Origin of the sequence: Urbifossiella limnaea (assembly GCF_007747215.1) — a bacterium.
In the GTDB taxonomy this organism is placed as follows: Bacteria; Planctomycetota; Planctomycetia; order Gemmatales; family Gemmataceae; genus Urbifossiella; species Urbifossiella limnaea.
In genome coordinates, this window is the sequence record NZ_CP036273.1 from 3,462,049 (window position 1) to 3,488,022 (window position 25,974).

Sequence of the window (25,974 nt, forward strand, 5' to 3'; positions counted from 1 at the left end):
TCCAACAAATTGGCGCGAATCAATTCATTCGCGGGCGTTGATCCGCTGGGGCGCCGTAGGCCCGCCACAGTTCCGGGGGCGGGCTGGCCCCCGCCGCGACGCGGCGGTCGCTGTCCGGATGGTCGAACGCGAGCCGCCAGGCGTGCAGGCAGACGCGGCCGCCGGGGTCGTCCTTCGCCCCGTAGTCGCGGTCGCCGACGACGGGGCAGCCGAGGCCGGCGAGGTGGACGCGAATCTGATGCTTGCGACCGGTGAGCAATTCGACGGCCACCAGCGCGCGACCGGCGTGCTCGCCGAGTACGCGGAAGCGCGACGCCGCCCGCTTGGCGCCCGGCGCGTCGGCGGGAGTTGGGCGAACCCGCAGGTTCGCACCTTCCAACAGGTGGTTCTCGATCACGCCTTCGGCCGGCCGCGGCACCCCTTCGGTCACCGCCAGGTAAGTCTTCTCCACGGCCTCCCACCCGGCTTGCAATCGATCGCGGACGGGTGCGGTTTTGGCGAATAGCAGTAGCCCCGACGTGCCGCGGTCGAGCCGGTGGACGACGAACGGCCGCCCGGCCTTGCGGCGCTCCAGCAGGGCGGCGAGTCGCGTGAATGCGGTGTCGTCCTTCTCCGCGTCGGTGGCGACGCTCAGGAGCCCAGCCGGCTTGTCGATCACGACGAGGGAGTCGTCCTCGTAGACGACCGTGAGCGACGGCGCGGTACGGGGCGCGGCCCCGTTAGCGGCGATGGAGACGCGGTCGGCGGGTGTCAGCGGGTGATCGTGGCGGGAGACGGGTCGGCCGTTCACGAGGACGCGGCCGTGCTGGAGGAGTTGTTTGACGCGGGTGCGGTTTGTCGGCGCGAGAACGTTCAGTAGCCACGGCAAGAGCGGACCGGGGGTCGGCGGCGGCAGCTCGCGCATCGTCACTCCCCGGCCCGGCGGGCTTCGAGCTCCTGCCAGCGGGCGTACAGCTTTTCGACGATTGCCTGCGCGTCGTCGAGCCGCTTACAGGCCGCCATCAGCACCGTGTGTCCCGCCGTGCCGGCGGCTTCCACCTCCGCCTGTCGCGCCGCCACCGCCTCCTCCGCGACCATGACGGCGGCTTCCATGCCGTCCCACTCCTGCTGCTCCTTGTAGCTCAGCTTCTTCGTCTTCTTTGCGGGTGCCGCGGCGGCCTTGGCCGGCTCCTTCGCCTTGGCCGGCTCCTCGCGCGTCATCGCGTCGAGCCACTGCGTGACGCTGCCGTAGTGCGCCGCGTTGCCGCGGCCGTCCAGGCCGATGACGCTGGTGCAGAGGCGGTCCATCAGGTCGCGGTCGTGGCTGACCAGCACCACCGCCCCGGGGAAGTCGCCGAGACTGTCCTCGAGCACTTCGAGCGCGGGGATGTCCAGGTCGTTTGTCGGCTCGTCGAGGAACAGCACGTCGGCCGGCTTCAGCATCAACTGGGCGATGCGAACGCGAGCCTGCTCGCCGCCGGAGAGGGCACCGATTTCGATGTCGAGTTGCTCGGCCTGAAAGAGGAACTGCTTCGCCCACCCGCCGACGTGGAGCTGCCGGTCGCGGAACGTCACCATCTCCGAGTTCGGGCTGAGCGCACGCCGCAAGGGCAGGGTGGGGTCGAGCGAGGCCCGGCCCTGCTCGAACGTCACCGCGCGCAGCCCGTCGGCACGGACGACGGTGCCGGCGTCGGGGGCGAGTTCGCCGGCGAGTACCTTCAGAAGCGTACTCTTGCCGCCGCCGTTCGGGCCGAGCAACCCCAGCCGCGTGCCGGGGGCGAGGAGCACGTCGAGCCCGGAGAACAGCGGCTTCCCCCCGAGCGACTTGCTCACGCCGGTGGCGGTGACGAGCTTCTTGGTCTGACGGCCGGTGCCGGCGAAGTCGATGCCGGCGGCTCCGCGGGCGGCGGTCCGCACGTCCAACTCGGCGAGCTCGGCACGGCGGTCGGCGGCCTCGCCGATGCGCGACCGGCTCTTGCGGCGCTGGGCGCTCTCCTTGCGGCCGAGCCAGTCGGTCTCGCGGCGGACCTGGTTCGCCACCGCCTCGCGCATCCGGGCCTGCGCCTCCAGGAAGTCGTCGCGCTTGTCGGCGAAGCTGTCGTAGCCGCCCTCCGCGCGGAAGACGCCGCCGGGGTAGGTGCGGCTCACCTCCATCACGTCATCGGCGACGGCGCGGAGGAACGCCCGGTCGTGGGTGGCGACGAGGTAGCCGAACGGGGCCGACCGCAGCAGCTTTTCGAGCCACACGACGCCGGGCAGGTCGAGGTGATTGGTCGGCTCGTCGAGCAGCAGCACGTCCGGCTCGCGGGCCAACTCGCGGGCCAGGGCCAGCCGCTTACGCCAGCCGCCGGACAGCGTGCTCGCCGGCTGGTCGTGGTCGTCGAATCCGACCCGCGTGAGGGCGATTGCCGCGCGGGTGTCGCGTTCGTGTTCTTCGAGACCGGTGTCGGCGAGCCCCCCGACCACGACCTCACACACGGAGCGGTCGGCGGGGAACACGTCGTCTTGCGCCAGGTAGCCGACAACCACCCCCCGGCGCGACGTGATCGTTCCCGCGTCGGGCGCCTCACGGCCGGTGAGGAGGCGGAGCAGGGTGGACTTGCCGGCGCCGTTCGGGCCGATGAGGCCGACCTTCTCGCCGGCGCGGAGGTCGAACGTGAGCCCGTCGAACAGCGGGCGGGCGGAGAATGACTTGGTCAGGTCGCGGGCGGCCAGCAGAACGCTCATGGGGCTATGGTATGGCCGCGACAGTGCTCCGGATTCGCGCTTGACAGCCGCCCCGTCGCACCGGAGTATTTGGGTAGCTCACCGACCCGCCGGCGTGGTCCCGCCGACCGGGTGCTTCCCCCCGAGGACCGGTCCATGCCCGCCCGCTCCGGCCCCGTGGCCGCGTTGTTGATACTCGCCTACGCGTCTTCCGCTGTCGCGGACGAGCCGCTCCACGCCCGCATCGACCGCCTCATCGCCGCCGGTCATCCGAACCACTCCAAACTCGCCGCCCCTGCTGCCGACGACGGCGAATTCCTCCGCCGCGTGACGCTCGACCTTTCGGGCACGATCCCCAGTACCGCAGAAGCCACGGCCTTCTTCGCCGACACCGCCCCCGACAAGCGCGTCAAGCTGATCGACCGCCTTCTCGCGGCCCCCAGTTACGCTCGCCGGATGGCGCAGGCGTTCGACGTGATCCTGATGGAACGCCGCAAGGACACGCGCGTCACGCGAGCAGCCTGGGAAACGTACCTCCGCGACACCTTTGCCGCGAACCGGCCCTACGACGCCTTCGCGCGCGAGCTGCTGTCCGCCGACGGGAGCGACGCCAAGTTGCGGCCGGCGGCCAAGTTCTTCCTCGACCGCGACCTCGAACCGAACCTGATCACGCGCGACCTCGGCCGCGTCTTCCTCGGCCGCAACATGGGCTGCGCGCAGTGCCACGACCACCCCACCGTCAACGACTACAAGCAGGCCGACTACTACGGCATCCAGGCGTTCATCAACCGTACCTTTTTGTTCCCGAACGCCCAGGCACCGACCGCGGTCATCGCCGAGAAGGCCGACGGCGAGGTGAACTTCACCAGCGTGTTCGACAAGGCGAAGAAAACGAGCGGCACCGGCCCGCGGATGCCCGGCCTGAAGCCGCTCGACGAGCCGAAGGCGGAGAAGGGGAAGGAGTACGCCGTGGCCCCGGCGAAGGACGTGCGGCCCGTGCCGGCCTACAGCCGCCGCGAGCGGCTGGCGGCGGCCGTCACGTCTCCTGACAACCCGGCGTTCGCCCGCACGGCGGTGAACCGGCTGTGGGCGCTGTTGCTCGGCCGCGGCATCATCGACCCCGTGGACCAGGACCACGCCGACAACCCGCCGAGCCACCCCGAGCTGCTCGATACACTTGCCCGCGACTTCGTCGCCCACAACTACGATGTGAAGCGGCTCGTCCGCGAGATCGTCTTGAGCCGCACCTACCAGCGGAGCAGCGAGGTGCCCGCGACGCTGACCGACGTTCCGGCCGACCGCTACCTCGTCGGCCCGCTCAAGCCGCTGGCCGCGGAGCAACTGGCCTACGCCCTCAGTGAGGCGACCGGTAACACCAGCGCCGACGCGAAGGCGGCCCCGTTGGTAGCGACGTTCCGCGGCATGTACGGAGGCGTGGCCGGCGAGCCCGACGACGGCACGACGCAGACCTTGAGCCAGACGCTGTTCCTTAAGAACGGTCCGGTCGTCCGCGGTTTGACGCAGCCGAAGGCGGGGAATCTAGCGGACCGGCTCGGCAAGCTGCCGCCGGATCGCATCGCCGACGAGCTGTTCCTCAGCGTGCTGACCCGCCGCCCGACTGCCGACGAAAAGACTGACGTGACCGCCGCCCTGACCCGCACGCCCGCCGCCGAGCGCCCCGTGTTCTGCGGCGAACTCGTGTGGGCGCTCGTGACCTCGGCCGAATTCCGCTTCAACCACTAACCCGCCCGGTGCCCGATGCCAAACGCGAAGTACGCCTGCGGGTCCGCCGCTCATGCCGTGTCGCGGCGCGGCTTCCTCGCCGCCGCGGGGGCGACCGCCGCGCTCGGCCCGGCCGGGTTCGCGGCGCCGGGCTCGACCGCGGAGCTGGCACGGAATCAGAAGCGGGTACTGGTCATCTTCCTGGCCGGCGGCGTCAGCCAGCTCGAGACGTGGGACCCGAAGCCCGGCACCGACACCGGCGGGCCGTTCCGCGCGATTCCCACCTCGGTCACCGGGACGCACATCTGCGAACTGCTGCCGCACACGGCGGCGCGGATGCACAAGCTGGCAGTGGTGCGGAGCCTGAACAGCACCACGCCCGACCACGCCCAGGGTGAAAAAATCATGCTCACCGGCCGGCGGCCGGAGGCCGGCATCGAGTACCCGCACATCGGGGCTGTGGCCGCCAAAATGCTCGGCGGCGAGCAGGCCGAGATGCCCGGCCACATACACATCCTGCCCGGCGGCGGGGGCGGCGGTCGTGCGGACGCGGCGTTCCTCGGGCCGCAGTTCGCGTCCGTGCCGGTGCCCGACGGCCGGCCGCCGACGAACCTCCTCCGCCCGGCCGGCCTCACCGCCGATGCCGACGCCGCCCGCGAGGCACTACGCCAGTCGCTGACCGACCGCTTCTCGCGCTCGCGCCGCAGCGCCGCGAGTGAGGCCTACGCCGCGTCGTTCGCCCAGGCCGAGCGCGTGTTCCACCGGGCCGACGTGTTCGACGTGGAGCGCGAGAGCCTGAAGACGGCCGAGCGCTACGGCCGCCACGACTTCGGCCGCCACCTGCTGCTCGCCCGCCGGCTCCTGGAGGCGGGCGTGAGTTACGTGAAGGTGAGCCACTCGAACTACGACACGCACCACGAGAACTTCGACTTCCACATCGAGCAGCTCGGCGAGTTCGACCGCCCGTTCTCGGCCCTACTCGACGACCTCTCCGACCGCGGCATGCTGGAGAGCACGCTGGTGGTGGTGATGAGCGAGATGGGCCGCACGCCGCGGATCAACGACCGCTTCGGCCGCGACCACTGGTCGAACGGCTGGTCGGTCGTGATGGGCGGGGCCGGCATCAAGGGCGGGGCGGTGGTCGGCCGCACCAACGCGAACGGGTCAACGATCGCGGACCGCGAGGTGGGGCCGTGGCACCTGTTCCACACGTACCTGCGGGCGGTCGGCCTCGACCCGGAGCGGAACTTCCACCCGAACCAGCGGCCGGTGCCGGTGGCCGACCCGCGCGCGAGCGCGATCAGCGAAATCCTGGCGTGAGGCACCTATGCCGCTCGACCCGACCGCGGCCCGCGTGCAGCGCGAGTTCCGGCACACGAGCCCGTTGCTCGGGTGCCGGTTCGACCCCGCGGGCCGCTTCCTGTTCGCCTCGGCACAGGACAACAGCGTCCAGCGCTTCGACCTCGTCTCCGGCGCACGGACGGCGCTGGTCGGCCACGCGGGTTGGGGGCGCGGCATGGCCGTGCGTGCCGTCGGTGCCGCAACCTCGTCTGTCGAGAAGGCTGCGGCTCTGCGCGCCGCTCGCGGCGGTGCGCTGGGGTCTGCCGCGGTAGCCATCCCCTCGCCACCCGCCGACCCGTTCGCGCTCGTCACCGCCGACTACCACGGCAAGCTGATCTGGTGGAACGGACACGACGCCACACCGACGCCTGTCCGCACCGTCGAGGCGCACGCCGGCTGGTGCCGTGCCGTCGCCCTGAGCCCGGACGGCGCCACGCTCGCCACCTGCGGCAACGACACCCTCGTGAAGCTGTGGGACGCTGCGACCGGCGCTCCCCGCCGCACGCTGACCGGGCACACGTCGCACGTCTACAACGTGGCCTTTCACCCGTCCGGCACCCGGCTCGTGTCGGCCGACCTGCTCGGCACCGTGAAGGACTGGGACACCACGACCGGGGCGTGCGTCCGCGAGCTGGACGCGAAGCAGATGCACAAGTACGACCCGACGTTCCGCGCCGACATCGGCGGCGCCCGCGGCATGGCCGTGGCTCCGGACGGCAGGGTGGCGTGCGCCGGCATCACGAACGTGTCGAACGCCTTCGCCGGCGTCGGCAACCCGCTGGTGGTGCTGTTCGACTGGGCCGAGGGCAAGCCGAAGCCGCTGAAGCCCAAGGACGCCTTCCAGGGTACGGCGTGGGGCGTCGGGTTCCTGAGTGACGGCACCGTCGTCGCGGCCGGTGGTGGCAGCGGGGGCCGGGTTTGGTTCTGGACCGGAAGTGAGACGACGAGCACGCACACGCTAACGCACGCCGCCCACATCCGGGATTTGGCGATCCACCCGGCCGGCGACCGCTTCGCAGTCGCGTGTTCGACCGGGGCGGCGGTCGTGTACACGCTGCGCCGTCAATCGTAGAACGCCGCCGCCGCGAAGCTGACGCTCTCGCGGCCCTTCGGGTCCAAGAACTGCTGGTAGTGGAGCACCCGGCCCGAGGTCGGCCCCGCGGCCGCGAGCGTCAGATATGTCGGCGGCAGCCCGCAGATGCGACGCTCGTCCGCTTCAGCCGCGATCACCCCAAAGTACGCCGCCGGGTCGGCCTTCTCCAGCGCCGTGAGAATCGTGCGGTCCTGCCCTTCACTCTGCTTCAGCCACGCCCCTTCGGCCTTCCGTCGGTCGCCGAACTTCGGGCCGATGTGCGCCAGGTCGCCGCTGATGACGTAGCACACCGGCTCGCCCGCGGCCGCTTCCGCGGCCCGCAGCGCGTTCACCATCCGCGCCACGTCGGCGGCCGCTGCAGGGTCGGTGCCGTCGTCCACGCAATCGCCGAGCGAGCCGCACAGCAGCGGCACGATGCGGACACGCTCGCCAAGGAGGCGCTGCAGGACGACCACTTCCAGCTCGATCGAGTGTTCGGGGACGTGTGCGAGCGGGTCGTCGAACAGCCCGGGACCGTACACTGCGTCAAGGCGCTCCACGAACGACGAGTCGGTCTCGCACACGCCCAGCGGCGTCTCGAAGTGCTGGCGGCTCAGGGTGTACCGGTGTGGCGAGTAGTGCGACGTGGCCACGACCACGAACAGCCGAGCGTCGGTGCGCTCGGCCAGCTCCTTGAAGCCCCAACCGTAGGTGACGTTGCCGCGGGCGTAGTCCATGTGCGGCACCAGCACGGCACGCAGGCGGCCGTGAGGCGACGGCGCGGGCTTACCGGGCAACCCCGGGCCGCCGGGGGCCGTGAACAGCGCATCGACCTGGGCACGCAGTCGCGCAGGGTCGCCGTCGTAGGCGCCGACGCACGACGGCAGCCGTACCGGTCCGCCGATCCGTGCCGCGAGTGCGGGCGAGTCGAGAAGCAGGGCGTCGTCGAGAGCCTTCACCAGCCCGTCGAGCGTGTCGAGTGGGAGGATCGTGCCGCCGGTGAGCGTCGTGAGCTCGGCCTGGATGTCGCTCAGTGTGCGGGTGCCGTCCAGGCGCTTCACCACCTCCAGCGCCAACGGGCTAAGCTGCACCGGGCTGCCGACGCGGTACGGGTCGGTTACGTGGAACGAGCCTTCGGCCCGTTCGGCGGCGAGGCGGTCGCGGAGCTTCGGCCGTGCGGAGGTGGTCATCGCCGAATTGTCGGCGCCGCCCGGCGGAAGGTCAAGCAGTGTGTCCGCGCGGCGAATAGAGTAGCGGCACCGGACCGGCTGAGAGGGCGGGCATGGGCATCCTGCGGGTGAAGACCACCGAGTGCCGAGTCGGCGTCGTCGGACTGTACAACGCCGGCAAGACGGTGCTCCTCACGTCGCTCATCAACCACCTCCAGGACCACGACTCCGACCGCTTCCCGCTCGGCGGGCCGGGCACGCGGCTGCGAAAGTTCACCGTGCTGCCGCCGGACCCGGGGTGGGAGCCGTTCAACTACACCGGCTGCCGCGACGCGCTGGTCCACGGCGGCCGCTGGCCGGCGAAGACGCGCGACCGGGCGCAGTACGTGTGCCGGTTCGAGCGGTCGGACTGGACGTTCAGCGACTGCCTGCTGAAGGTCTACGACCTGCCCGGCGAGCGGATCGCCGACGCCGCCATGCTCGGCCGGTCGTTCGCGGCGTGGTCCGAGCACCTCCTCACCGTCATCGCCAACGACACCGCCTACCGCACCGCCTGCGCCCCGTTCCTGGCCGCGGTCGCCGAGCCCGGCGTGAAGGAAGGCGACCTGCTGCGGGCGTACCGGCTGTCGCTGGCGAACCTCATCCTGAGTTTCAAGCCGCTGGTGAGCCCGTCCACATTCCTGCTCGACGTGAACGGCCAACCGGCGAAGCCCGACACGCCCGAGGCGCTGGCCGACTCGCGCTTCACCGGCCTCGCCGAAGGGTCACAGTTCTGCCCGCTCCCGGCAGCCGTCCGCGCCGCGCGCCCGGAGCTGGAAGTGGTCTTCGAGGGGCGGTTCGCCGAGTACGTCGATCGAGTCGTGCGGCCAGCGGTGGACGCACTGAAGTCTTGTACGTCGCTCGTCGTGCTGATCGACGTGACGATGCTGCTGGCCGGCGGCGTCGGCATGTACGACGACAACCGGCTCATCCTCCGCGACCTGCTCGACGTGCTGAACCCCGGCGAGCACCCGGTCTTCGGCCCGATCGCCCGCGGGCTCAGCAAGGTGTTCCTGCCGCACCAGCTGCGACCCGGCTGGATCACGCGGCTGGCGTTCGTCGCCCCGAAGCTCGACCTGGTCCACCCGGCCGACCGCGACCGGATGCTGGGCCTGATGCGGCGGATGGTGGCCCGGTACGCCGACAACCGCGACGGCCTCACGTTCGACTTCTTCAACCTGGCGTCGGTGGTGTCCACGAAGCCGCTGCCGGCCGAGGACGGCAAGCGCTTTCTGGTCGGCGTGCCGCTCCGCGGGGCGGACGGGAAGAAGTTGCCGCCCGGCCCCGAGCAGCGGTTCGGCGTGTCCGGCCTACCCGACGACTGGCCGAACGACTGGGCCGCGGGGGCGTTCTCGTTCCCCGAGGTGTACCCGCGGATGCCGGTGCGGAAGGACTATCCGCCGGAGCAGGTGAACCTCGATCGGCTGGCGACGTTCGTGATCGACTAACGCCACCGATTATTTTCGCGGCCGTGTCCAAACCGCGAGCCGTCGCACGTCCTGGTTGTGAGCGGCGCCGACACGCGGCGCCGCACCCCGACGGAGAGCCTGCCATGCCCAAGTTCCTGTTCATCTACCGCGGCCCGGCCGAGGACCCGAACGCCGCCCCGCCCGGCCCCGAGGACATGCAGAAGCTCCTCGCCGCGTGGGGCGCCTGGATCGACAAGTTCGCCAAGATCGGGCTCATCACCGACCCCGGCGACGGCCTCCAGCCGACCGGCCGCGTCGTCCGGACGACCGGCGTCACCGACGGGCCATTCCTCGAAACGAAGGAAGTGCTCGGCGGCTACTCGATCATCACCGCCGACTCGTACGACGCGGCGGTGGCGGTGGCGAAGGAGTGCCCGGCGATTCTGCACGGGCCGGTGGAGGTGCGCGAACTGGCAGGGCTGTCGTGACCCCGGTGGGGCTGGCCGACCATGCCTTCCGTCACGAGTACGGGCGGTTGGTCGCCGGCCTCGTCCGCCGGCTCGGCCCGGGTCGGTTGGACCTGGCCGAGGACGCGGTGCAATCGGCACTGCTGCGGGCGGTGCAGACGTGGCCGCGCCGCGGGGTCCCCGACGACCCCGCGGCCTGGCTGCGTCGTGCGGCGCGTAATGCCGCCGTGGACGCGCTGCGCCGCGAGGCGACAGCCACCGACCGACGGGCCGCCGTCGCTGTTTCGGCGGCGGTCGTGACCGAGCCGGACGATTCGCCCGTGGCAGACGAATCGCTGCGGCTCTTGTTCACCTGCTGCCACCCGGCACTCACGCCGGAGTCGCGTGTGGCGCTGGCTCTCAAGGTGGTGTGCGGGTTCGGCGTCGCCGAGATCGCGCGCGCCCTCCTCACGACCGACGCCGCCGTTCTCAAGCGTGTGACCCGAGCCCGCGACGCGCTGGCGGCCGCGCGGCTGTCTGCCGACCCTGTGCCGCCCGGCGAGCTGGCCGCGCGGCGGCCGGCGGTGCTGGCGGTGCTCTACCTCGTCTTCAACGAGGGCTACCACGCTTCGCACGCCGACGCCCTCATCCGACACGATCTTTGCGCCGAGGCGCTGCGGCAGACCGACGCCCTGGCGCGCCACCCAGACCTGGGCGGCCCCGCGGCCGAGGCGCTGCTCGCGCTCATGCTCTTTCACGCCGCCCGCTTCCCCGCCCGAGAAGACGACCACGGCCGGCTGGTGCTGCTCGAACAGCAGGATCGTTCGCTCTGGGACCGAGACCTTCTCCGCGCCGCGCGGACGTGGCTGGCCCGGTCCGCACGCGGCGACGAACTGACGACGTTCCACCTGGAGGCGGCGATTGCTGCGGAGCACTGTGCGGCGGCGACGTTCGCGGCGACCGACTGGCGGCGGATCGTCGAACTGTACGACCGACTCTGCGGCCGCGACCCGGGCTGGCTGCACGCGCTGAACCGGGCGATCGCGGTCGCCCACCTGCACGGCCCACAGGCCGGGTTGCGCGGGTTGCTGGCCGTTCGGTGCGACGGAGCGGAGCGGTACAGCCACTGGCACGCGGCGCTGGGCGAACTTCACCGCCGCTGTGGCGACGCCGCGGCCGCACGACTCCACTTCGCCGAGGCGCTGGCGCTGGCCGGGAACGACCGCGAGCGGGAGTTCCTCCGCGCGAAGCGGGACGACTGCTGACCGCCGCTACGGGATGTGTACGAACTCGTTCGTGTTGAACAGTACGACGCACAGGTCGGCCAGCGCCCGCACGTGTGCGGGGTCCGCCCCCGCGGGCAGCGCCACGTCGAGACCGACGGGCAGTCGGGCGCGAAGCCGGTCACGCACGGACGACGCCTGGTCGCGCAAGAACAATTCTGCCGCCGCCCGCTCCGCCACCTTGGGAGCGCGGCCGAGCATTCGCCGGTACAGCGCTTCCAACGGGTCCGCCTCGCCGGCCAACCGCACGGCGAGCGCCTTCCCCTGCTCCTGAACGAACGGGCCGTTCATCAGAATGAGCGCCTGCGGGGCGAACGTGCTCACGGGGCGCACCGCGCACGAGTTCAGGGTGTCCGGCTGGTCGAACGCCTCGAACACCGGGAGCCGGACGTTCCGCTTGTTGAACAGGTACAGGGACCGGCGCGTGTGCTGCGTCGCGTCCGGCGTCACCGGCCACAGGCCGTCCGGTTCGCCCTCGGTGAAGATCAGGTCGTACACCTCCGGCTCCAGAGGCACCTTCACCGACGGCCCGCCGACTTGCGGGTTCATCGTCCCGGCCGCGGCGAGCACGGAATCGCGCACGGCTTCCGCTTCGAGTCGGCGTCGCGGCATCCGCCCGAGGAGCTTATTGTCCGGGTCGGCCGGGTGCGGGGCCGCCTGGCACTGCTGATAGGTGGAGGACAGTACCATCAGTCGGTGGAGGTGCTTGAGCGACCAGCGGTTGGCGACCAACTCGGTCGCCAGCCAGTCGAGGAGTTCGGGGTGCGTCGGCCGCGCGCCCTTCAGGCCGAAGTCGTTCGGCGTGGCGACGAGGCCGCGGCCGAAGTGGTGCTGCCACAGCCGGTTCACAATCACCCGTGCCGTTAGCGGGTGGTCGGGTCGTGTCATCCATCGGGCCAGGTCGGCGCGCGTCTTTGGGGCATCGGGAGTGGCCATCACTCGCAGGTACGCCGGCGAAGCGATGTCGAGCTTGGTCTTCGGGCTGCCGCGCTTCAGGACGTGCGTCTTGGCGTCGGCGTCGGTCGTCTTGATGGCCCACGCCGCGGCCGCGGGCTCGGGCGCCCTCGCGGCGAGGGCGTGAATCTGCTCCCGGAGCGCCGCCCGCTTCGCGCGCTCGGCCGGCGGCATGGCGGCGAGTACCTCGTCCCACGAAACGCGAACCAGCGTGCCGGCGTCGGCCGCGAGTTTTTTCTGCTCCGCGGTACGCTTCTCGGCCGGTGTGTCCAGCGCGTCCTTGTAGCGCGGCTCGAGCGCGGCCCGCTTCTGGGCAGCAACCTTGGTGCGAACGGGAGCATCGAGGTCGGCAACTTGCTTCTTCAGTGGCGCGGCCTCCTTCTCGAGCGCGTCGGCCTTCGACTTCCGCGCCGCCTTCTCGTCGGCGGTAGCGAGGTCCACGTCGGTGTACCGCGTGCCGCCGAAGAAGGCCTGGATGCGGTAGTAGTCGCCGAGCGAGACGGGGTCGAACTTGTGGTCGTGGCAGCGGGCGCAGGCCAGCGTCAGGCCGAGGAACGCGGCCCCGACGCCGTTCACCATCTCGGTCAGCACCTCCTGCCGCAGCACGTCGGCGTCGAGGTTGCCCCCGACCATGTGGACGGGGCCGCACCGGTGCATCCCGGTGGCGACCCACAGGTCGGCCGCCTCGCGGGCGTCCTTCCGGGCCGCGAGTTCGTCGCCGGCCAACTGCTCGGTGACGAACACGTCGTACGGCTTGTCGGCGTTCAGGCTGCGGACAACGTAGTCGCGGTAGCGCCAGGCGTGCGGCCGCTCGCCGTCCGCCTCGTACCCATTCGACTCGGCGAACCGCACCACGTCGAGCCAGTGCGTCGCCCATCGCTCGCCGTACCGCGGCGACGCCAACAGCCGATCGACGAGCCTGGTGTAGGCGTCGGGCGTGTCGTCCCCGAGGAAGCTGGCGACTTCGGCCGGCGTCGGCGGTAGGCCGGTAAGGTCGAGTGTGACGCGCCGGACCAGAGTGAGCCGGTCGGCCACGGGTGTCGGCGGAATACCCGCGGCTTCCAACTTCGCCAGGATAAAGGCGTCCACCGGCGTACGAACTCGGAAGGTGAAGCTTCCCGTCGGGGGGACCGGGCGGACCGGGGCGCGGAACGCCCAGTGCGCTTTATCGGCGGGAGTCAGGTCCGGGTCTTCGTAGCGCGGGTCGGCGCCACGGACCGGGGCGAGGAGAAGACCGAGCGGCAGGATCAAGAGTGGCGTCAGGCGGGGCATGGGTGCGGAACCACGGGCGGCGTGCGGGGCGGGTAGAAGAAGTGTACCCGGCCCGGCCCGTCGCCCGCAACCATCCGTCGCGCTCAGCCCACCAGGCCGACGGGTGCCGGGCTGGAGGACCAGTCGAACGGCGGCTCGACCAACTCCTCGTCCCCGCCGCGGTCGCGGAATACGTGCAGCACCCGCACCCGGCTCAGGTCGTCGAACTTCGGCTCCGGGTACAAGTCCGAGCGGAACGGGTTACCCGGCTCGTAGTCGTGAATCATCACCCGCACCTTCGGCAGACCGCGGAAGTGGTGCTCCTCCGCGTACCGCGTTCCGCCGTGGACGTCGTACAGCTCCATCAGCACGCGGATCACCTTTTCCAACTTCCGGTAGCCGACGCCGTCCTCGACGAAGAACATGTCCACCCGCGTGGCCCGCAGTACGGCGTGCAGGTGCTGTCGGCAGCGGACCGGGAGCACGCGCGCGTACGGCGGGCCGACCAGCGGCGGGGCCGCCTCTTCGCCGCTGTCGGCGTCGTCGCGGCCGAGGCACTCGATGAACCACCAGTGCGGTGCGAACCAGAACCCGCCGCCGCCCGGAGCCTTGAACGCACTCGCCCGCCGGAACAACTTGCCGACGCCGCGGAAGAAGTGCCGCCGCAGCTGAATCTCGTCGCGCCGCGCGAGCCGGTCGCGTACAGCGTCGCCGTCCAGGTCGGCGGCGCACACGCGGAGCGGCCACTGCGGGTCGAACTCGGACGCCTCGGATTTCTCGGCCGGCACGAGTTGCAAACCCGCCGTCGCGCCGTCGCCGGTCGCAGCGCGGAAACCCCACTGCCGGACGCGACCCGCCGCCGCCTTCCGCTCCGCCGCGTTACCACCGACCAACGACACGGCCGGGCGTGTGCGGCGCGCCGGGTCGGAACGTGCCGCCGAGCCGAGCCAGTACACGCCGACGAGTACGAGGCCGGGGACGAGCCACGCGGTCATGGCGCCGAACAACGCGGTCACCGCCATCGCGTCTTCGCCGCCGGTGAGCCGGCCGCCGCACGCGGTAAGGAGCAAGTTGAACATCACAACAGCCGCGAGCCCGACGACCATCGCCATGACGCGGTGCAGCGGCAGCGCGTAGACCGGCGTCCCCGGGGCGGAGCGCCACAAGATCGCCGCCCCGTCACCACCCGGAAGCGTGTAGGCGACCGCCGCCGCGGCCGCGACAGCGGCGCAGACGCCGAGCACGGCCGTCGGGGGCACGAGCCACGCCACGACCGAGGCCAGCACGGCGTAGCCGACGACGGCAGCGAGTTCGGCCCCGCGGCGGTCGGTCTCGCCGACCCACCCGCGAACCCAGCGGTCGATCACCGTCACGGGTACGAACACGCCGACGAGCGTGCAGAGGAGTAGCGATCCCCAGAGGAGCAACAACGCGGCGAGGTAGAGCACGTACGACGAGTACTGGCCGACGACGCGCCACCCGCTCGGGAAGAGTGCCCACGCCAGCCCGGCGAGCGCCCCCCACGCGGCGAGGGCGGCGAGGATCGTCCACACGAGCGGCGGCGTGCGGCGCGGGTACGGCGGGGTGCCGCGCAGGTCGAATCCGTGGTCGTACCGGAAGCCGGCGGCGGACGCGCCGAGGCGGCGGCCCCAACCGAGAGCGGCCTGCACCCACGGGAGCGGCTCGCGGCGGTGTCGCACGGCCACCGCCGCGCCGAGCGCCAGCAGGGCGAACGCGGCGAACCCGTCGTGGGCGTCGTTGGATGCATGCCGGCCGGCGACTTCGAGCCCGGCCAGGCTCCCGACTACGACGAGGGTGAACCACCAGCCGGTCAGGGCGAGCTGGGAGTCTCGAAGGAGCGACGAGGCGAGGAGCTTCATGTCCGTATTTCACCACACCGCGGGCGGCTCGCCACCCTACCGGATAAATCCGCACCCCACGGACCGACGGGCGCACGTCATTCTACCCGCACGACCGGCACAGTTCAGCACCCCGGGTCAGGATTTCGATCCTGTTCCGCTCAAGCCGCGGTCGGTCAGCACCAGAGGCCGCAGTTCCCCGGCAAGGAACACCGACCCGGTGACGCACACGAGGGCGTCATCCCCGGTGGCGGCTGTCCGGGCTTCTGCCCAGGCGTCCGCAGCCGTGGCGTGAAGCGCGAACGCCGCCGCCGGCGCGACCGAGGCGAGCAGTCGTGCCGATTCTTCCGGCGGCAGGCACCGCGGGTTGTTCCCGTATCTCGTCAGGTGGAATCGGTCGAAATAGCGGGCTAGTACGCGCAGGATGTCTGCGACGGGTTTGTCCGACGAAACGGCGAACACGACCGCCCGGTGCCGCACCCGCGGGAACGACTCGGCCAGCGTTCGCACCAGCGCCTCGGCGCTCGGCACGTTATGGGCCGTATCCAGAATGACGACCGGCGATCGGCGCACGACCTCCACGCGGCCCGGCCACACGACGCTCGCCAGCCCCGCGGCGACGGCGGCAGCGGGGACGTGGAGCCCGCCGTCGCGCAGCCGATCGACGACGGCCACGGCCAGCGCGGCGTTGTGCGCCTGGTGCTCGCCGAGAAGCGCGAGCGCCGTCGGGCCGTAAGTGCTCCGGGGAGTGGAGATCGTCACTACGGGCGGGCCTTCGGACTCACCCGGTCGGTAGTCGAAACCGAAATCCGCTCCGCGTTCCCACACTGGCGCCGCCAGTTCGGCCGCAACCTTTCGCACCACGTCCCGCGGCCCCGGCTCGGTCACGCCACTCACTACCGGCACGTTCGGCTTGATGATGCCGGCCTTCTGGAACGCCACCGCTTCGAGCGTGCCGCCGAGCTGGGCCGTATGGTCGAGCCCGACCGACGTGACCACCGACACCAACGGCCGGCACACGTTCGTGCTGTCGAACCGGCCGCCGAGGCCAACTTCGATCACGGCCAGGTCGCAGCGGCGGTACGCGAAGTGGAGGAAACCGAGGGCCGTGCCGATCTCGAAGAACGTCGGCGGCGGGAAGCCGTCGGCGTCCATCGCGGCGACCGCGGGGGCCAGCTCCGTCATCCGCGCCGCGAGTTCGCGTTCGGTGATGACGGCGTCGTCCACCTGGATGCGCTCGCGTACGTCGGTGAGGTGCGGCGACGTGAACAGCCCGACGCGGTAGCCGGCCGCCCGCAGCACGGCCGCGAGCATCGCCGACGTGGAACCCTTCCCCTTCGTGCCGGTAACGTGGACGAGGCGGACGCGCTCGTGCGGGTCGCCGAGGCGGCGGAGCAGTGCGCGCATCCGCTCCAGCTTCAAATCGGTCGGGTGCGCCGCCCGGACCTCGTAGTTGACCCGGGCGTACCAGAACGCCAGAGCCTCGGGGTAGGTCATGCGGCCGCGCGGGGGTGAACGACGAGAGCCCGAGGACGGCCGTCCCCGGGCTCTGGGGGGTGTTGTACCCACCACCTCATTCTAACGGCCCGGCGTCAGCCGACCACCGGCATGCACACCTGCTCCAGCAGCTTCTCGCACCGCTCCTGGATCACGTCGGCGAGGTTCGGTAGCGGCGCCCCGTCCGGCAGCGCCTCGCGGACCGCGGCGATCCACCGCGGGAAGCTGTACACCTGGGCCAGCCCGTCGAGCGCCGCCGGCTCCAGCCGGGCGTGCTTGCCCGCCCGCTCGGCCTCGGCCCACAGCGACTTGCTCTTTCCGGTCATGCCCAGGTCGTCCTCGGGCCGCAGCAGGATGAGGTGATCGACGACCGTCGGGCGGGTGTCCATCGCGCCGAGCTTCACCTCTAAATCCTTCGGCTTGCCGGCCCCGCGCGACAGGAACAGGCCGACGCCCACCTTCCACGGCTGGCCGTCCTTGCAGGCCCAGTGTGCAAGCGTGACCATGCCGTACGTCGGGTGGTCGCCGAAGCTCCACTCGGGTACGACGTGCTGGAGCCGCCACGGGCCGACCTTTACGCCGTGCTCGTGGCACGCCGCCAGGAACGCCCCCAGCCCCGCCTGCAACTCGCGCGTCGCGCCGGTCAGGGCGCCGTCCGGTTCGAGCTTCCGCCGGGCCGCCCGCTGCTCCTGATCCCACAACTCGAGTAGAGCCGCGTGCGACAGGATGGACGACCGTGCCGGCGGCTCGACGATCGGGGCCGATTCGACCACGACGGGGACGGCCGGCTCCGGCGGCGGCAGCGCGGCCACCGGATCGGCGGGGACGTGGATGATGTCCACGGCACCGACGCGGTAGTCGTCGTCGTCGTGCCCGAGGAGCTGGGCCAGCCGGTTGAGCGTGCCACGGTCGAGGCCGCCGTACGAGAGCGGGGCCGGCGCTGCGAGCGCCGGCGGCTCCGCGGCGGGAAGGCGGGTCACCGGCGTTACCGGCTCGTCGTACAGCTGCGAGACGCCGTTCGCGCGTGCGCCGCGCGGCCCGGTCTGCATGTCGTCCGGGCCGTACACCACGTGATCGAACAGGTGGCGGAACTGCTGTAGCATGTCGCGCAACGTCGGCTCGGTGGCCGCCACGCGGGCGATCTCCTCTTCCGCGAACGGCGTCACGTCCGAGTCCGCTTCGCCCTCCGGGAGCTCGTCCAGCACCGGCCGCAACCTCGCTTCGACGACGCGCCGCACGAGCCCGCCGTCCGGCGCTTCCAGGCGAATGGCCTTCACCGTGCCGTGCTTCGGGACGTGCACCGGGTTGTTGAGCCGGTCCTGAATGTAGCCGTCGAGGCTGGGGACGAAGCGGTTCCACAGGCCGCGCTCGGCGAAGACCAGAAACAACAGCCCGTCCACCTGGTGCATCACCTGCACGATGCCGGCGAAGAACGCTTCCGCGGTCTTGTGGGCGTCGTCGCTCCGGCGTGCGAGGAGCAGGTCCTCGAGCTGGTCGAACGCGACCACGACCGGCGTCTTGAGGCTGCGGAACAGCTCGGCCAGCACCTTGAACAACGCCAGAACCAAATCCTGCCGCGTGGGCCGGACCTGGAAGTCGAGTTCGGCGAATCCGTAGGTCAGGAAGTTCGCCAGCTCGGCCTCGTCTTTCAGGAGCGTGGCCTTGGCGAACCCGGTGAGGATGTGCCGCCGCATCAACCCGGCGGTGTTGTGCGCCTCGGTGCGGCCGGCGTGTGCGGCCAGCAGGTCAAAGGCACGCTGTGGCGTCAGCCCGGCGTCAGCCAACGCCTGAGGCAGCGGCGTCGGCATCCGCGCGAAGTTGGAGTAGCCACTGAGGTTCTCGGCGAGCCACTCCGAGCGTTCCTGCGCCTGCTGCCCTCCGAGCCCGAGCCGCCGCGCCCACCGGCCCAGGCCCGGCGGCGGGAACAGTTCCACCTTGTCGGCCGGGCTCAGGTCGCGAAGCGCGACCCCGAGCTGCCGGCGGACGAGGTTCTCGCCCACCTGGTCGAGCGGCCGCACGCCCTTCTGCTTCCCGCCGCCGAGGAGCGTGTCGATGATCTGGAACAGCAGGTATTCGAGGAAGTCGGTGTCCTTCTGGTACACGCCCGGGGTGACGAGCAGCTGCCACGCCCCGCCGACGCCGTGCTTGATGCTGTGGAGGAGGTGCGTCTTCCCGGCGCCCTTGTTGCCCAGCACCGGCACCACCTCGGAGTGGGCGGTGGGGTCGTAGCGGTACAGGTCGATGATCGCGTGGAGCAGGTCGCGCTCGGGGGCGAACAGCTCGGGGACGTGGTAGCGGGCACAGACCTCGTCGTCCGGGTTGCGGGCGAAGTAGTTGCGGAACGGGTTGCCGGCCCGTTTCAACACGTCCCGGGCGCGGTCGGTGAGCGGGCGGTCGGCGGCGGCGGTCGTCATCCGGTTCCCTCCGGGGGTCAGACGGCGGCCGCGAGCCGGTCGGCCCGGCGCGACACCGTGTCCGTGCGGATCGAGGCGTAATACGCGATCCCGTGGCCGACGAGCAAGGCGAACGCCGGCTCGGGCAGGGCGTACAACGGGCCGGTCCACGGGTGGAGGTACACGGCCCCGCGGTCGTGCAGCGTACGGAGGGCGTCGTGGAAGGCGCCGACGCTCGGGGCGGCGCACCGCCGGTACAGATCGGGAAGGGGGCAGTCCTCGCCGGCAGTCGCGGCCCAGTCCGCAAGTTTCGCCAGAAGCACGTCCGCCAGATCGGTCGGCGGTGCGCCGGCTGTTTCAGACGCGACGCGGTTAGTCGTCACTTTCGGGAGCACGCGCGAAACCGCATCGCGCAGCCCGAAGAGGCTGTCGGCCATGCGGCGGGCCGCGGTGAGGAGGTCGTTCACCTCGGTCTGTCGGGCTTCGAGGACGCGGACGAAGTCTTCGAGCACCTGCTTCGGGTTCGCGGCCGCGAGCAGGTACGCCCACCCGGCGTCGGTGAGCGTGTAAAGCTTCTGACGGGCGTCGGTCGCCTTGAGGAGGCCGTCGGCCACGGCCTTCTGTGCCGCGGTCTTCCCGGCGGGGACGGCCGGGAACAACCCGGGCTCGGCCTTCGTCGCGACGAGCGCCACGCCGGCCGGCTCGGCCGCGGCACGGCTGAGTGCGTCGATGACGTGGTACGTGAGTTTGTCGGCCACGGTCCGCTTCCGTGCGGGATTCGGGCCGGCATGGTACGCCAGCCCGCCCCGCCCGTGCAACCCCGGGCTTTTACCCGATCAGCGGCGTGCCCGGCGGCAGGTCCGGCCGGCGTTCCTCCCACTCGCGGCGCACCTCGCGCAACCCGACGGCACACACCTCGAACTGCTCGCTCAGCCGGCGGAACAAGTCGGCCTGGCCGGGGGCGCGGTCGGCGGCGATGCGGCTCGTCAGCAGGTAGCCGCGCTTCCCCTGGGCGGTGTAGTCCACGAGCGCGTCGCGGGGGCCGCGGGCGCGGCCGCGGTTCAGCGCCTCGGGGTAGACCCCCGTCCAGAACAGGGCGAAGTCGCCGACGTGGCGGTAGAACTCGCCCTGCGTCCGGCCGGCGGGCAGTTGGTCCGCCTCCAGCACCATGCCGACCAACTCGGTGAGCGGTCGGCCGTCGGAGCCGGGCAGGCGGTGGACGGCGTCGCAGTGGACGAACCGCGACAGGAGAGACGACAGGTAATCGGTCAGGGGCGGGTCGGCGACGCCGAGGTGGGAGAAGAAGGCGTGCTCGGTCAGCCCGGCGAACAGCCGCCGGAGCGGGTGTTCCGCGGGAGGATCCCACATGACAACGTGTCCTCGATAGGGCTCCGGGGAAGTGACCGGGGCGGGCGGCCACCGGTATTCTACGCACGCCGCATACGAACACGACAGCCGTGCGTCCAGAGCAGAATCAATTTTTTTCGCCGAGATCGTCGCGTGGTGCCGGTCCGGCGGTGTGTGCCGGACCGGCTCGACGGGCTCAACCCTTTAGCAACTCTCGCGCCTGGGCGACGCCGGGGGCCGGGTAGCCGTGGGCACTCGCAGTCACGCGGGCCAGTGCCGTCAGCTGCCGCCACCGGAACGCCGGGCGGGCGGCGGCGAACTCCTCGGTCACGGTGCGGTAATACTTCTCGGCGTGCAGCGCCCCGTCCTCCGAGATCGCGTAGCCGCGGAGCAGCGCGAACACGTCACGGGCCGCGCCCGGGTTTGCCTCGCCGATCCGGTGGGCCAGGGCCGCCGCGCGGGGTTGGTTCTTCTCGCGCACGGCGCCGTCGAGTTCGCGGAGCAGGGCGTCGGCCGCGACGCCGCGGACGGATTCGAGGTGCTCCGGCCGCGGGTAGGGGTTCCACGTCAGGAACTCGCTGCGGCCGCCGCGGTCGCGGGCGATCTGGTAGCCGGCGAGGATCAGACTCGTAACGGCGGTACGGCGGCCGCCGGCGCGGGCGATCGTCCGCCAGGCGTGCGTCGAGTCGCACGAGTGGACGCCGACCGAATCGCCGTGACAGCTGCCGGCCGGCTTGTTCGCCTGCGCCCACTGCGGCGGACGCCCCGCGTCGCGCAGCACCAGCTGGTTCGACGCCAGCGCCAGCGCCTCGCCGACGGCCGAGGGGCTGAACCCTTCGGCGAGTGCGGCGGCGACGGCGTCCGCGGCCTGCGCCGGCGTGGCGCGGAAGACCGTGTCGGCGAAGTGCTCCACCCAGGCGTCGTCGGGGGCGCGGGTGCCGGGCGTCGCGCTCAGGAGGCGGTGCTGGTCGAGCACCTTCGGCAGTAGTGCCCGCACCTCCTGGTTGTGGACCGCGGTGTTCGGGTGCGTCTCGCTCTTGACGCAGTACCGCACCGACTGCCTCAGCAGCGTGTGCGCCCGCTCCCGGCCGACGAAGTCGAGCAGGTCGATGGCCCGCGACACGATTACCGTGCGGTGCACCTCGGTGCCGTCGTCCACGAGCATCATCAGCCCGTCCACGGCGTCCGGGACCGGCCCGGCAGCAACGGCGGCGAACGCCCGCTCGGCCCCGGCCATGTCCTTCTGCCGGCCGAGTTCGCGAAGCCGCTCGCCGCTGGCCTCGCCGCCGGGGGTAACTGGCCGCAGCACCTCGGCGCGCGGCCCGCCCACCTCGCCGAGCCGCGCCGCGTTGCGGTACAGCACCTTCAGCACCGGCAGGGGCCGCTTCTTGGCGTCGGACTCCTCCGCGGCCATGTGGAAGGCCGGCGTGAGGGCCATCATCGTGTGGAAGCCGACGTAGTCCTCGCCGCCGAAGGCGCGGGCGTTGGCCAGGGCCGCGGCGGCGACGAGCCGGCGCAGGTCGGTGCCGGTCCGCAGCTTCTCGACAGCCGCGGGGAGGATGCGGTCGGCGGGCGTTTCGTGGATGAAGTTCACGAGCGGGTCGAGGTCGCCGAACGTGAGGCGGGCCGGCTCGTCGTCGGCCCAGGCGGTGCCGAGGCCGAGGTCGCCGGCGACGCCGGTGCCGAGGGTCGCGACGAACATGCCGCGGCCGATGTCGGAAAGTGCGTCGCGGCGGCTGGGGCGGGACATGGAACCCTCGAGGTGGGAGAGTGGAGGGCGAGTGACGAGTGAAGCGTACCCGCGCCCGGATCCGTGTGCAAGCGTTTATGTTACGCCGGGTCGAGGCCGCGGAGGGTGGCAGTGCCGGAGCCGAAGCGGTCGGCCGGGACGCCGAGCCGCTGCAGCATCGACACGAAGAGGTTGCCGAGCGGCGGGCCATTCGACGGGTCGAACGCCAGGTGCTGGCCGTGGCGGAAGCCGCCGCCGGCGACGAGAACGGGCAGATTCCGCACGCCGTGCGTGGCCGCGTTGCCGAGGTTGCTGCTGAAGAATACCGTGGTGCGGTCCAGGAGCGAGGCGCCGTCCTCGCGCGTGGCCTTCAGCTTCGTCAAGAAGTCGGCGAGCGCCTTCATCTTCTCCTGCTCGACGGTGCGGAGCTGGGCGATCTTTGCGGGGTCTTGGCCGTGGTGGGAGAGGTCGTGGTGGCCGAACGACACCCCGGCGATCGGCGGGACGAGGCTCGTGCCGAGCATCAGCATCGTGACCAGGCGCGTCGAGTCGGTTTGCAGCGCGAGGTGGATCAGGTCGAACAGCGAGCGCGTCTTGCCGACCAGGTCGGCGGGGTTGAGGACGTTCTGCGGCGGGCGGGCGTCCACCTTCGGCTTCGGCCGGCGCGACCACTCCTCGGCGCGGGCGAGGCGGCGCTCCAGCTCGCGGACGCTCGTGAAATACTCGTCCAGCTTGTCGCGGTCGGCGGTGCCGAGGGCCGGGCGCATGTCGGCGGCCTGGTCGCGGACGGCGTCCAGCACGCTGCGGCCGTCCCGGAGGCGGCGGGCCTGGTTCGCCACGTCCTCGGGCCGGCCGTCGAGGAACAACCGGGCGAACACGGACGCCGGGAACAGGTCGGGCGGCACGAGCGCGCCGGTTCGCGTCCACGACAGTCCGAAGCCTTCGGCCGACAGCGGCAGGCTCGGGAAGCGCGTCTCGCCACCAACGTGCTCGGCCGCGAGTTGGTCCACGGAAACGGTGTTTCGGAAGCCGGCCCGCCGCTCCGGGTGTGGGGCACAGGTCAGGAAGCTGAAGATCGAGTCGTGCGACGGCCCCACGTCGGGGTGGGCGAGGCCGGACACGACGGTGAAGTCGTTCCGCAGGTCGCGGAGCGGTTCCAGGTACGGCGTGAGGGCGTAGTCGCGGCCGGCGGCCGTGGGGAAGAAGTACGGCGCGTGGAGGCCGAGCGGGGCACAGATGAAGACGGCCCGGCGCGGCACTGCGGCGGCGGGCTGGGCGAAGGCGTCGAGCCGCGGCAGCGCGAGGGCGACGCCGGCGGCCTTCAGAAACGTGCGGCGGGTGCGGCGGGCGGTGTGCATCACTTCTCCCGGAACAGCGTGCTCTGAACGATCGCGTGAACGAGTGCCCGGAACCCGTAGCCCTGGTCGCGCACCCGGGCCACGACCGCGGCCAACTCGGCGCGGTCGGCCGGCTCGGGCGGGCCGCCGGTGCCGTAGGTGACGAGCTTCACCGCCAGTGCTCGCGTCAGAGCATCCTTGTCGCGGAGCAGCAGGTGCTTCAGCTCGTCGATGTCGGCGAAGCGGGCGCCGTCGGGCAGCACGTCGGCCGGGTCCACGCGCGGCCCGCGGAGGTACGGCATCCGCCGGCCGTCGAGCGTCACCGGCTGGCCGCGGCCGGTCGTGCGGTAGAACTCGCGGTATCCGCCGATCACGTCGAAGCTCTCCAGCGCGAACCCCGCCGGGTCGATCTTCGCGTGACACGCCGCACAACTCGCGACGGAGCGGTGCTTCGCCAATTGCTCGCGGATCGTCGTCGCGCCGCGGATGTCCGGCTCCACGGCCGGGATGTCGGGCGGCGGCTTGGGCGGCGGCACGCCGAGGATGCGGTCGGCCACCCACGCCCCGCGGATCACGGGGCTCGTGCTGGTGCCGTTCGCCGTCACCTTCAGGACGGCGGCCATCGTCGGTACGCCGCCGCGGTGGCTGTCGGCCGGCAGGCGGACGCGGCGGAAGTCCCAGCCGTCCACGCCGGGGACGCCGTAGTGACGGGCGAGGCGGGAGTTCAGGATGGTGAACTCCGACGCCACGAAGTTCGTCAGCGGCAGGTCGTCGGCCAACACGGCGGCGAAGAACAACTCGGCCTCGCGCTGCATCGCCACGCGCAGGGCGTGGTCGTACTCGGGGTAAAGGATGTGGCTCGGCTCGGTGGAGTCGAGGTCGCGCAGGCCGAGCCATTGGCCCACGAAACTCTCGACAAACGCCGCCGACTGGGGGCCGCGGACGAGCCGGTCGGTTTGCACGCGCAGGACCGCGGGGTCGTCGAGCTTGCCGGCCGCGGCGAGCGCGAGGAGTTCGGAGTCGGGGGTGCTGGTGGTGAGGAAGTAAGACAGCCGGGCGGCGAGGGCGTGGTCGTCGAGCCGGCCGGGTTGTTCGTGGAGGTAGAGGAACTTCGGCGAGCACAGCACGCCGGCGAACCCGGCCCGCACCGCCTGCTCGAACGACGCACCCTCCTGAAGCCGTCGCTTCGCCAGCGCCACGAACGCTCGCACGTCGGCGACGGCGATCGGCCGGCGGAACGCCCGCGCGGCGAAGTCGCGGACCAGCCGCTCGGCGTCGGCCTCGGGCGCCTTCGAGGTCACTTCCACGCGGTCGCGGCGTGTCGGCGTCGGCGCCTGGGGCAGGTCGCCGAACAGCCGGCGGTGGCTCGCCGGCGGCCAGGCGTCGTGCAGCGGTCCCGTCACCTCGACGTGATGGATTAACAATCCGGGGCCGTCGTAGGCGTCGGCGCCGACCTTGTGGACTGCCTGCGCCGACGCCAGCCCGTAGGGGAGAATGCGGATCGTGTTGCGTGCTTCGATCGCCTCGGTGAACTCGATCGTCACGGCCTTCCCCGGCGGGGCGTCGAAGTAGCCGACGTGACGGTTCTTCGTGCCCATGAGCATCGGGCCGGCGTCCACGCGGAATGACACCGGCTTGTCACTCTGCACGGCGGAAGCCGTGATCCGGAAGCGGTAGCGGCCGCGGTCGGGTGGGTAGAACTGGCTCAGCGTGACGGCCTGCCACGCCGACGAGCTGAACATTACGAGCCCGTCGTCGGTGTGGCGGAACACCTTCTCGGTCGTCACCTTCACGTGCCGCTCGTCCGTCAGGCTGAGCCGCTTGTTCACGACCGGCGGCGCCTTCGGGCTGTTACTGACGGCGACCGCGAGCGCGGCCTCGGCGGCGTCGAGGTAGCGTTCCATCAGGAACGACGAGACGTGCTGCCCGCCGCTGTTCGTGTCGAAGCCGTTCGCCGCGGCGTCGGGCGGGAGGTACTCCCGCAGGTCGAGCTCGACGCCGAGCAGGTCGCAGACGGTGCGCTCGTACTCGAGGCGGTTTAGCCGCCTCAGCGGCACGCGCCCGGTGGCCGCGCGGCGGGCGGCGTCGGCCTTCTCGACTTGCGCGACGAATTCCGCACTCGCCGCGGCCGGCGGCTGCGGTCGGCCGGCTGGCGGCATTTCGCCACTACGGACGCGCTCGGTCGCATCGCGCCAGCGTTCGCGGTTGGAGGCGTCGTTCAGGTCGGCGGTGAGGCGGTCGGCGCGGAAGCCGCCCTTCGCCTTGTCGCCACTGTGGCAGCCGAGGCAGTGTGCCGACAGAAACGGACTCGCCGGGTCGGGCTGAGCGCGTGCCGCCGGGGCACTGAGGAGCAGCAGGAGAGCGGCGGCGCCGCGCGGGAGAGGCATCAGGCGTCCGGTTCGAGGGTGATTCGATTATCACACAGACCGCCCACCCGCCGC

General features: G+C 71.6%; 18 protein-coding genes. 6 read left to right on the forward strand and 12 right to left on the reverse strand.

The window, feature by feature from the left end; genetic code table 11:
* Positions 1 to 19 precede the first annotated feature (19 nt).
* On the reverse strand, positions 20 to 904 hold the full coding sequence (locus tag ETAA1_RS14145; protein WP_145239318.1) for an RluA family pseudouridine synthase: 885 nt from the start codon (positions 902 to 904) through the stop codon (positions 20 to 22).
* A gap of 2 nt (positions 905 to 906) precedes the next feature.
* Positions 907 to 2,706, reverse strand: coding sequence for an ABC-F family ATP-binding cassette domain-containing protein (locus ETAA1_RS14150; RefSeq protein ID WP_145239321.1), 1,800 nt, complete (start codon positions 2,704 to 2,706; stop codon positions 907 to 909).
* Between the two features lie 135 nt (positions 2,707 to 2,841).
* Here ETAA1_RS14150 and ETAA1_RS14155 point away from each other — a divergent pair, with 135 nt between their 5' ends.
* From ETAA1_RS14155 to ETAA1_RS14165, 3 genes are read left to right on the forward strand one after another with little or no spacing between them, the layout of a single operon-like run.
* Complete coding sequence (locus ETAA1_RS14155) at positions 2,842 to 4,428, forward strand: DUF1549 and DUF1553 domain-containing protein (RefSeq protein ID WP_145239324.1); 1,587 nt, start codon at positions 2,842 to 2,844, stop codon at positions 4,426 to 4,428.
* 15 nt (positions 4,429 to 4,443) lie between these two features.
* On the forward strand, positions 4,444 to 5,727 hold the full coding sequence (locus ETAA1_RS14160; RefSeq protein ID WP_145239327.1) for a DUF1501 domain-containing protein: 1,284 nt from the start codon (positions 4,444 to 4,446) through the stop codon (positions 5,725 to 5,727).
* 7 nt (positions 5,728 to 5,734) lie between these two features.
* Positions 5,735 to 6,820 carry a WD40 repeat domain-containing protein gene (locus ETAA1_RS14165; protein ID WP_145239330.1) on the forward strand — a complete coding sequence of 362 codons (1,086 nt, stop codon included), beginning with the start codon at positions 5,735 to 5,737 and terminating at the stop codon, positions 6,818 to 6,820.
* On the opposite strand, the gene amrB is transcribed toward ETAA1_RS14165, so the two are convergent.
* Complete coding sequence (gene amrB / locus ETAA1_RS14170; RefSeq protein ID WP_145239333.1) at positions 6,811 to 8,010, reverse strand: AmmeMemoRadiSam system protein B; 1,200 nt, start codon at positions 8,008 to 8,010, stop codon at positions 6,811 to 6,813. The genes ETAA1_RS14165 and amrB overlap by 10 nt on opposite strands.
* A gap of 92 nt (positions 8,011 to 8,102) precedes the next feature.
* Between amrB and ETAA1_RS14175 the strand changes: the two genes are divergently transcribed.
* The 3 genes from ETAA1_RS14175 (at position 8,103) to ETAA1_RS14185 (ending at position 11,148) form a co-directional block, all read left to right on the forward strand.
* The gene (locus ETAA1_RS14175) at positions 8,103 to 9,476 is read left to right on the forward strand and encodes a YcjX family protein (protein WP_145239336.1); all 1,374 of its coding nucleotides are present in this window, start codon (positions 8,103 to 8,105) and stop codon (positions 9,474 to 9,476) included.
* Between the two features lie 104 nt (positions 9,477 to 9,580).
* Positions 9,581 to 9,925 (forward strand): YciI family protein, encoded by a 345-nt coding sequence (locus ETAA1_RS14180; RefSeq protein ID WP_145239340.1) that lies wholly within the window; start codon positions 9,581 to 9,583, stop codon positions 9,923 to 9,925.
* Positions 9,922 to 11,148 (forward strand): RNA polymerase sigma factor, encoded by a 1,227-nt coding sequence (locus ETAA1_RS14185; RefSeq protein WP_145239343.1) that lies wholly within the window; start codon positions 9,922 to 9,924, stop codon positions 11,146 to 11,148. Before ETAA1_RS14180 ends, ETAA1_RS14185 begins: the two co-directional genes overlap by 4 nt.
* Positions 11,149 to 11,154: 6 nt before the next feature.
* Here ETAA1_RS14185 and ETAA1_RS14190 read toward each other — a convergent pair whose 3' ends face one another.
* The 9 genes from ETAA1_RS14190 to ETAA1_RS14230 form a co-directional block, all read right to left on the reverse strand.
* Positions 11,155 to 13,392, reverse strand: a complete 2,238-nt coding sequence (locus tag ETAA1_RS14190) for a DUF1549 and DUF1553 domain-containing protein (protein WP_145239346.1) — start codon at positions 13,390 to 13,392, stop codon at positions 11,155 to 11,157.
* An 83-nt stretch (positions 13,393 to 13,475) separates the two neighbouring features.
* Positions 13,476 to 15,251: a hypothetical protein gene (locus ETAA1_RS14195; RefSeq protein WP_145239350.1), complete on the reverse strand. Its 1,776-nt coding sequence runs from the start codon at positions 15,249 to 15,251 to the stop codon at positions 13,476 to 13,478.
* 117 nt (positions 15,252 to 15,368) lie between these two features.
* Positions 15,369 to 16,727: a bifunctional folylpolyglutamate synthase/dihydrofolate synthase gene (locus tag ETAA1_RS14200; protein WP_145239353.1), complete on the reverse strand. Its 1,359-nt coding sequence runs from the start codon at positions 16,725 to 16,727 to the stop codon at positions 15,369 to 15,371.
* Between the two features lie 95 nt (positions 16,728 to 16,822).
* A complete protein-coding gene (locus ETAA1_RS14205) occupies positions 16,823 to 19,141 on the reverse strand; it encodes a hypothetical protein (protein WP_145239356.1) in 2,319 nt (772 codons plus the stop codon).
* Positions 19,142 to 19,158: 17 nt separating this feature from the next.
* Positions 19,159 to 19,878: a hypothetical protein gene (locus ETAA1_RS14210; RefSeq protein WP_145239359.1), complete on the reverse strand. Its 720-nt coding sequence runs from the start codon at positions 19,876 to 19,878 to the stop codon at positions 19,159 to 19,161.
* A 70-nt stretch (positions 19,879 to 19,948) separates the two neighbouring features.
* Positions 19,949 to 20,488 carry a hypothetical protein gene (locus ETAA1_RS14215; RefSeq protein WP_145239362.1) on the reverse strand — a complete coding sequence of 180 codons (540 nt, stop codon included), beginning with the start codon at positions 20,486 to 20,488 and terminating at the stop codon, positions 19,949 to 19,951.
* A 175-nt stretch (positions 20,489 to 20,663) separates the two neighbouring features.
* Complete coding sequence (locus ETAA1_RS14220) at positions 20,664 to 22,217, reverse strand: hypothetical protein (RefSeq protein ID WP_145239365.1); 1,554 nt, start codon at positions 22,215 to 22,217, stop codon at positions 20,664 to 20,666.
* A gap of 80 nt (positions 22,218 to 22,297) precedes the next feature.
* Complete coding sequence (locus tag ETAA1_RS14225; RefSeq protein ID WP_145239368.1) at positions 22,298 to 23,554, reverse strand: DUF1552 domain-containing protein; 1,257 nt, start codon at positions 23,552 to 23,554, stop codon at positions 22,298 to 22,300.
* A complete protein-coding gene (locus ETAA1_RS14230; RefSeq protein ID WP_145239371.1) occupies positions 23,554 to 25,920 on the reverse strand; it encodes a DUF1592 domain-containing protein in 2,367 nt (788 codons plus the stop codon). Before ETAA1_RS14230 ends, ETAA1_RS14225 begins: the two co-directional genes overlap by 1 nt.
* Positions 25,921 to 25,974: the final 54 nt, after the last annotated feature.

Excerpts from the sequence above, each read along its gene's own strand:
- ETAA1_RS14230 (WP_145239371.1), bottom strand. The coding sequence starts at position 25,920 with ATGCCTCTCCCGCGCGGCGCCGCCGCTCTCCTGCTGCTCCTCAGTGCC.
- ETAA1_RS14150 (WP_145239321.1), bottom strand. The coding sequence starts at position 2,706 with ATGAGCGTTCTGCTGGCCGCCCGCGACCTGACCAAGTCATTCTCCGCC.
- ETAA1_RS14200 (WP_145239353.1), bottom strand. The coding sequence starts at position 16,727 with ATGACCTACCCCGAGGCTCTGGCGTTCTGGTACGCCCGGGTCAACTAC.
- ETAA1_RS14215 (WP_145239362.1), bottom strand. The coding sequence starts at position 20,488 with ATGTGGGATCCTCCCGCGGAACACCCGCTCCGGCGGCTGTTCGCCGGG.
- ETAA1_RS14180 (WP_145239340.1), top strand. The coding sequence starts at position 9,581 with ATGCCCAAGTTCCTGTTCATCTACCGCGGCCCGGCCGAGGACCCGAAC.
- ETAA1_RS14225 (WP_145239368.1), bottom strand. The coding sequence starts at position 23,554 with ATGCACACCGCCCGCCGCACCCGCCGCACGTTTCTGAAGGCCGCCGGC.
- ETAA1_RS14145 (WP_145239318.1), bottom strand. The coding sequence starts at position 904 with ATGCGCGAGCTGCCGCCGCCGACCCCCGGTCCGCTCTTGCCGTGGCTA.
- ETAA1_RS14205 (WP_145239356.1), bottom strand. The coding sequence starts at position 19,141 with ATGACGACCGCCGCCGCCGACCGCCCGCTCACCGACCGCGCCCGGGAC.
- ETAA1_RS14175 (WP_145239336.1), top strand. The coding sequence starts at position 8,103 with ATGGGCATCCTGCGGGTGAAGACCACCGAGTGCCGAGTCGGCGTCGTC.
- amrB (WP_145239333.1), bottom strand. The coding sequence starts at position 8,010 with ATGACCACCTCCGCACGGCCGAAGCTCCGCGACCGCCTCGCCGCCGAA.
- ETAA1_RS14190 (WP_145239346.1), bottom strand. The coding sequence starts at position 13,392 with ATGCCCCGCCTGACGCCACTCTTGATCCTGCCGCTCGGTCTTCTCCTC.
- ETAA1_RS14155 (WP_145239324.1), top strand. The coding sequence starts at position 2,842 with ATGCCCGCCCGCTCCGGCCCCGTGGCCGCGTTGTTGATACTCGCCTAC.
- ETAA1_RS14165 (WP_145239330.1), top strand. The coding sequence starts at position 5,735 with ATGCCGCTCGACCCGACCGCGGCCCGCGTGCAGCGCGAGTTCCGGCAC.
- ETAA1_RS14220 (WP_145239365.1), bottom strand. The coding sequence starts at position 22,217 with ATGTCCCGCCCCAGCCGCCGCGACGCACTTTCCGACATCGGCCGCGGC.
- ETAA1_RS14195 (WP_145239350.1), bottom strand. The coding sequence starts at position 15,251 with ATGAAGCTCCTCGCCTCGTCGCTCCTTCGAGACTCCCAGCTCGCCCTG.
- ETAA1_RS14160 (WP_145239327.1), top strand. The coding sequence starts at position 4,444 with ATGCCAAACGCGAAGTACGCCTGCGGGTCCGCCGCTCATGCCGTGTCG.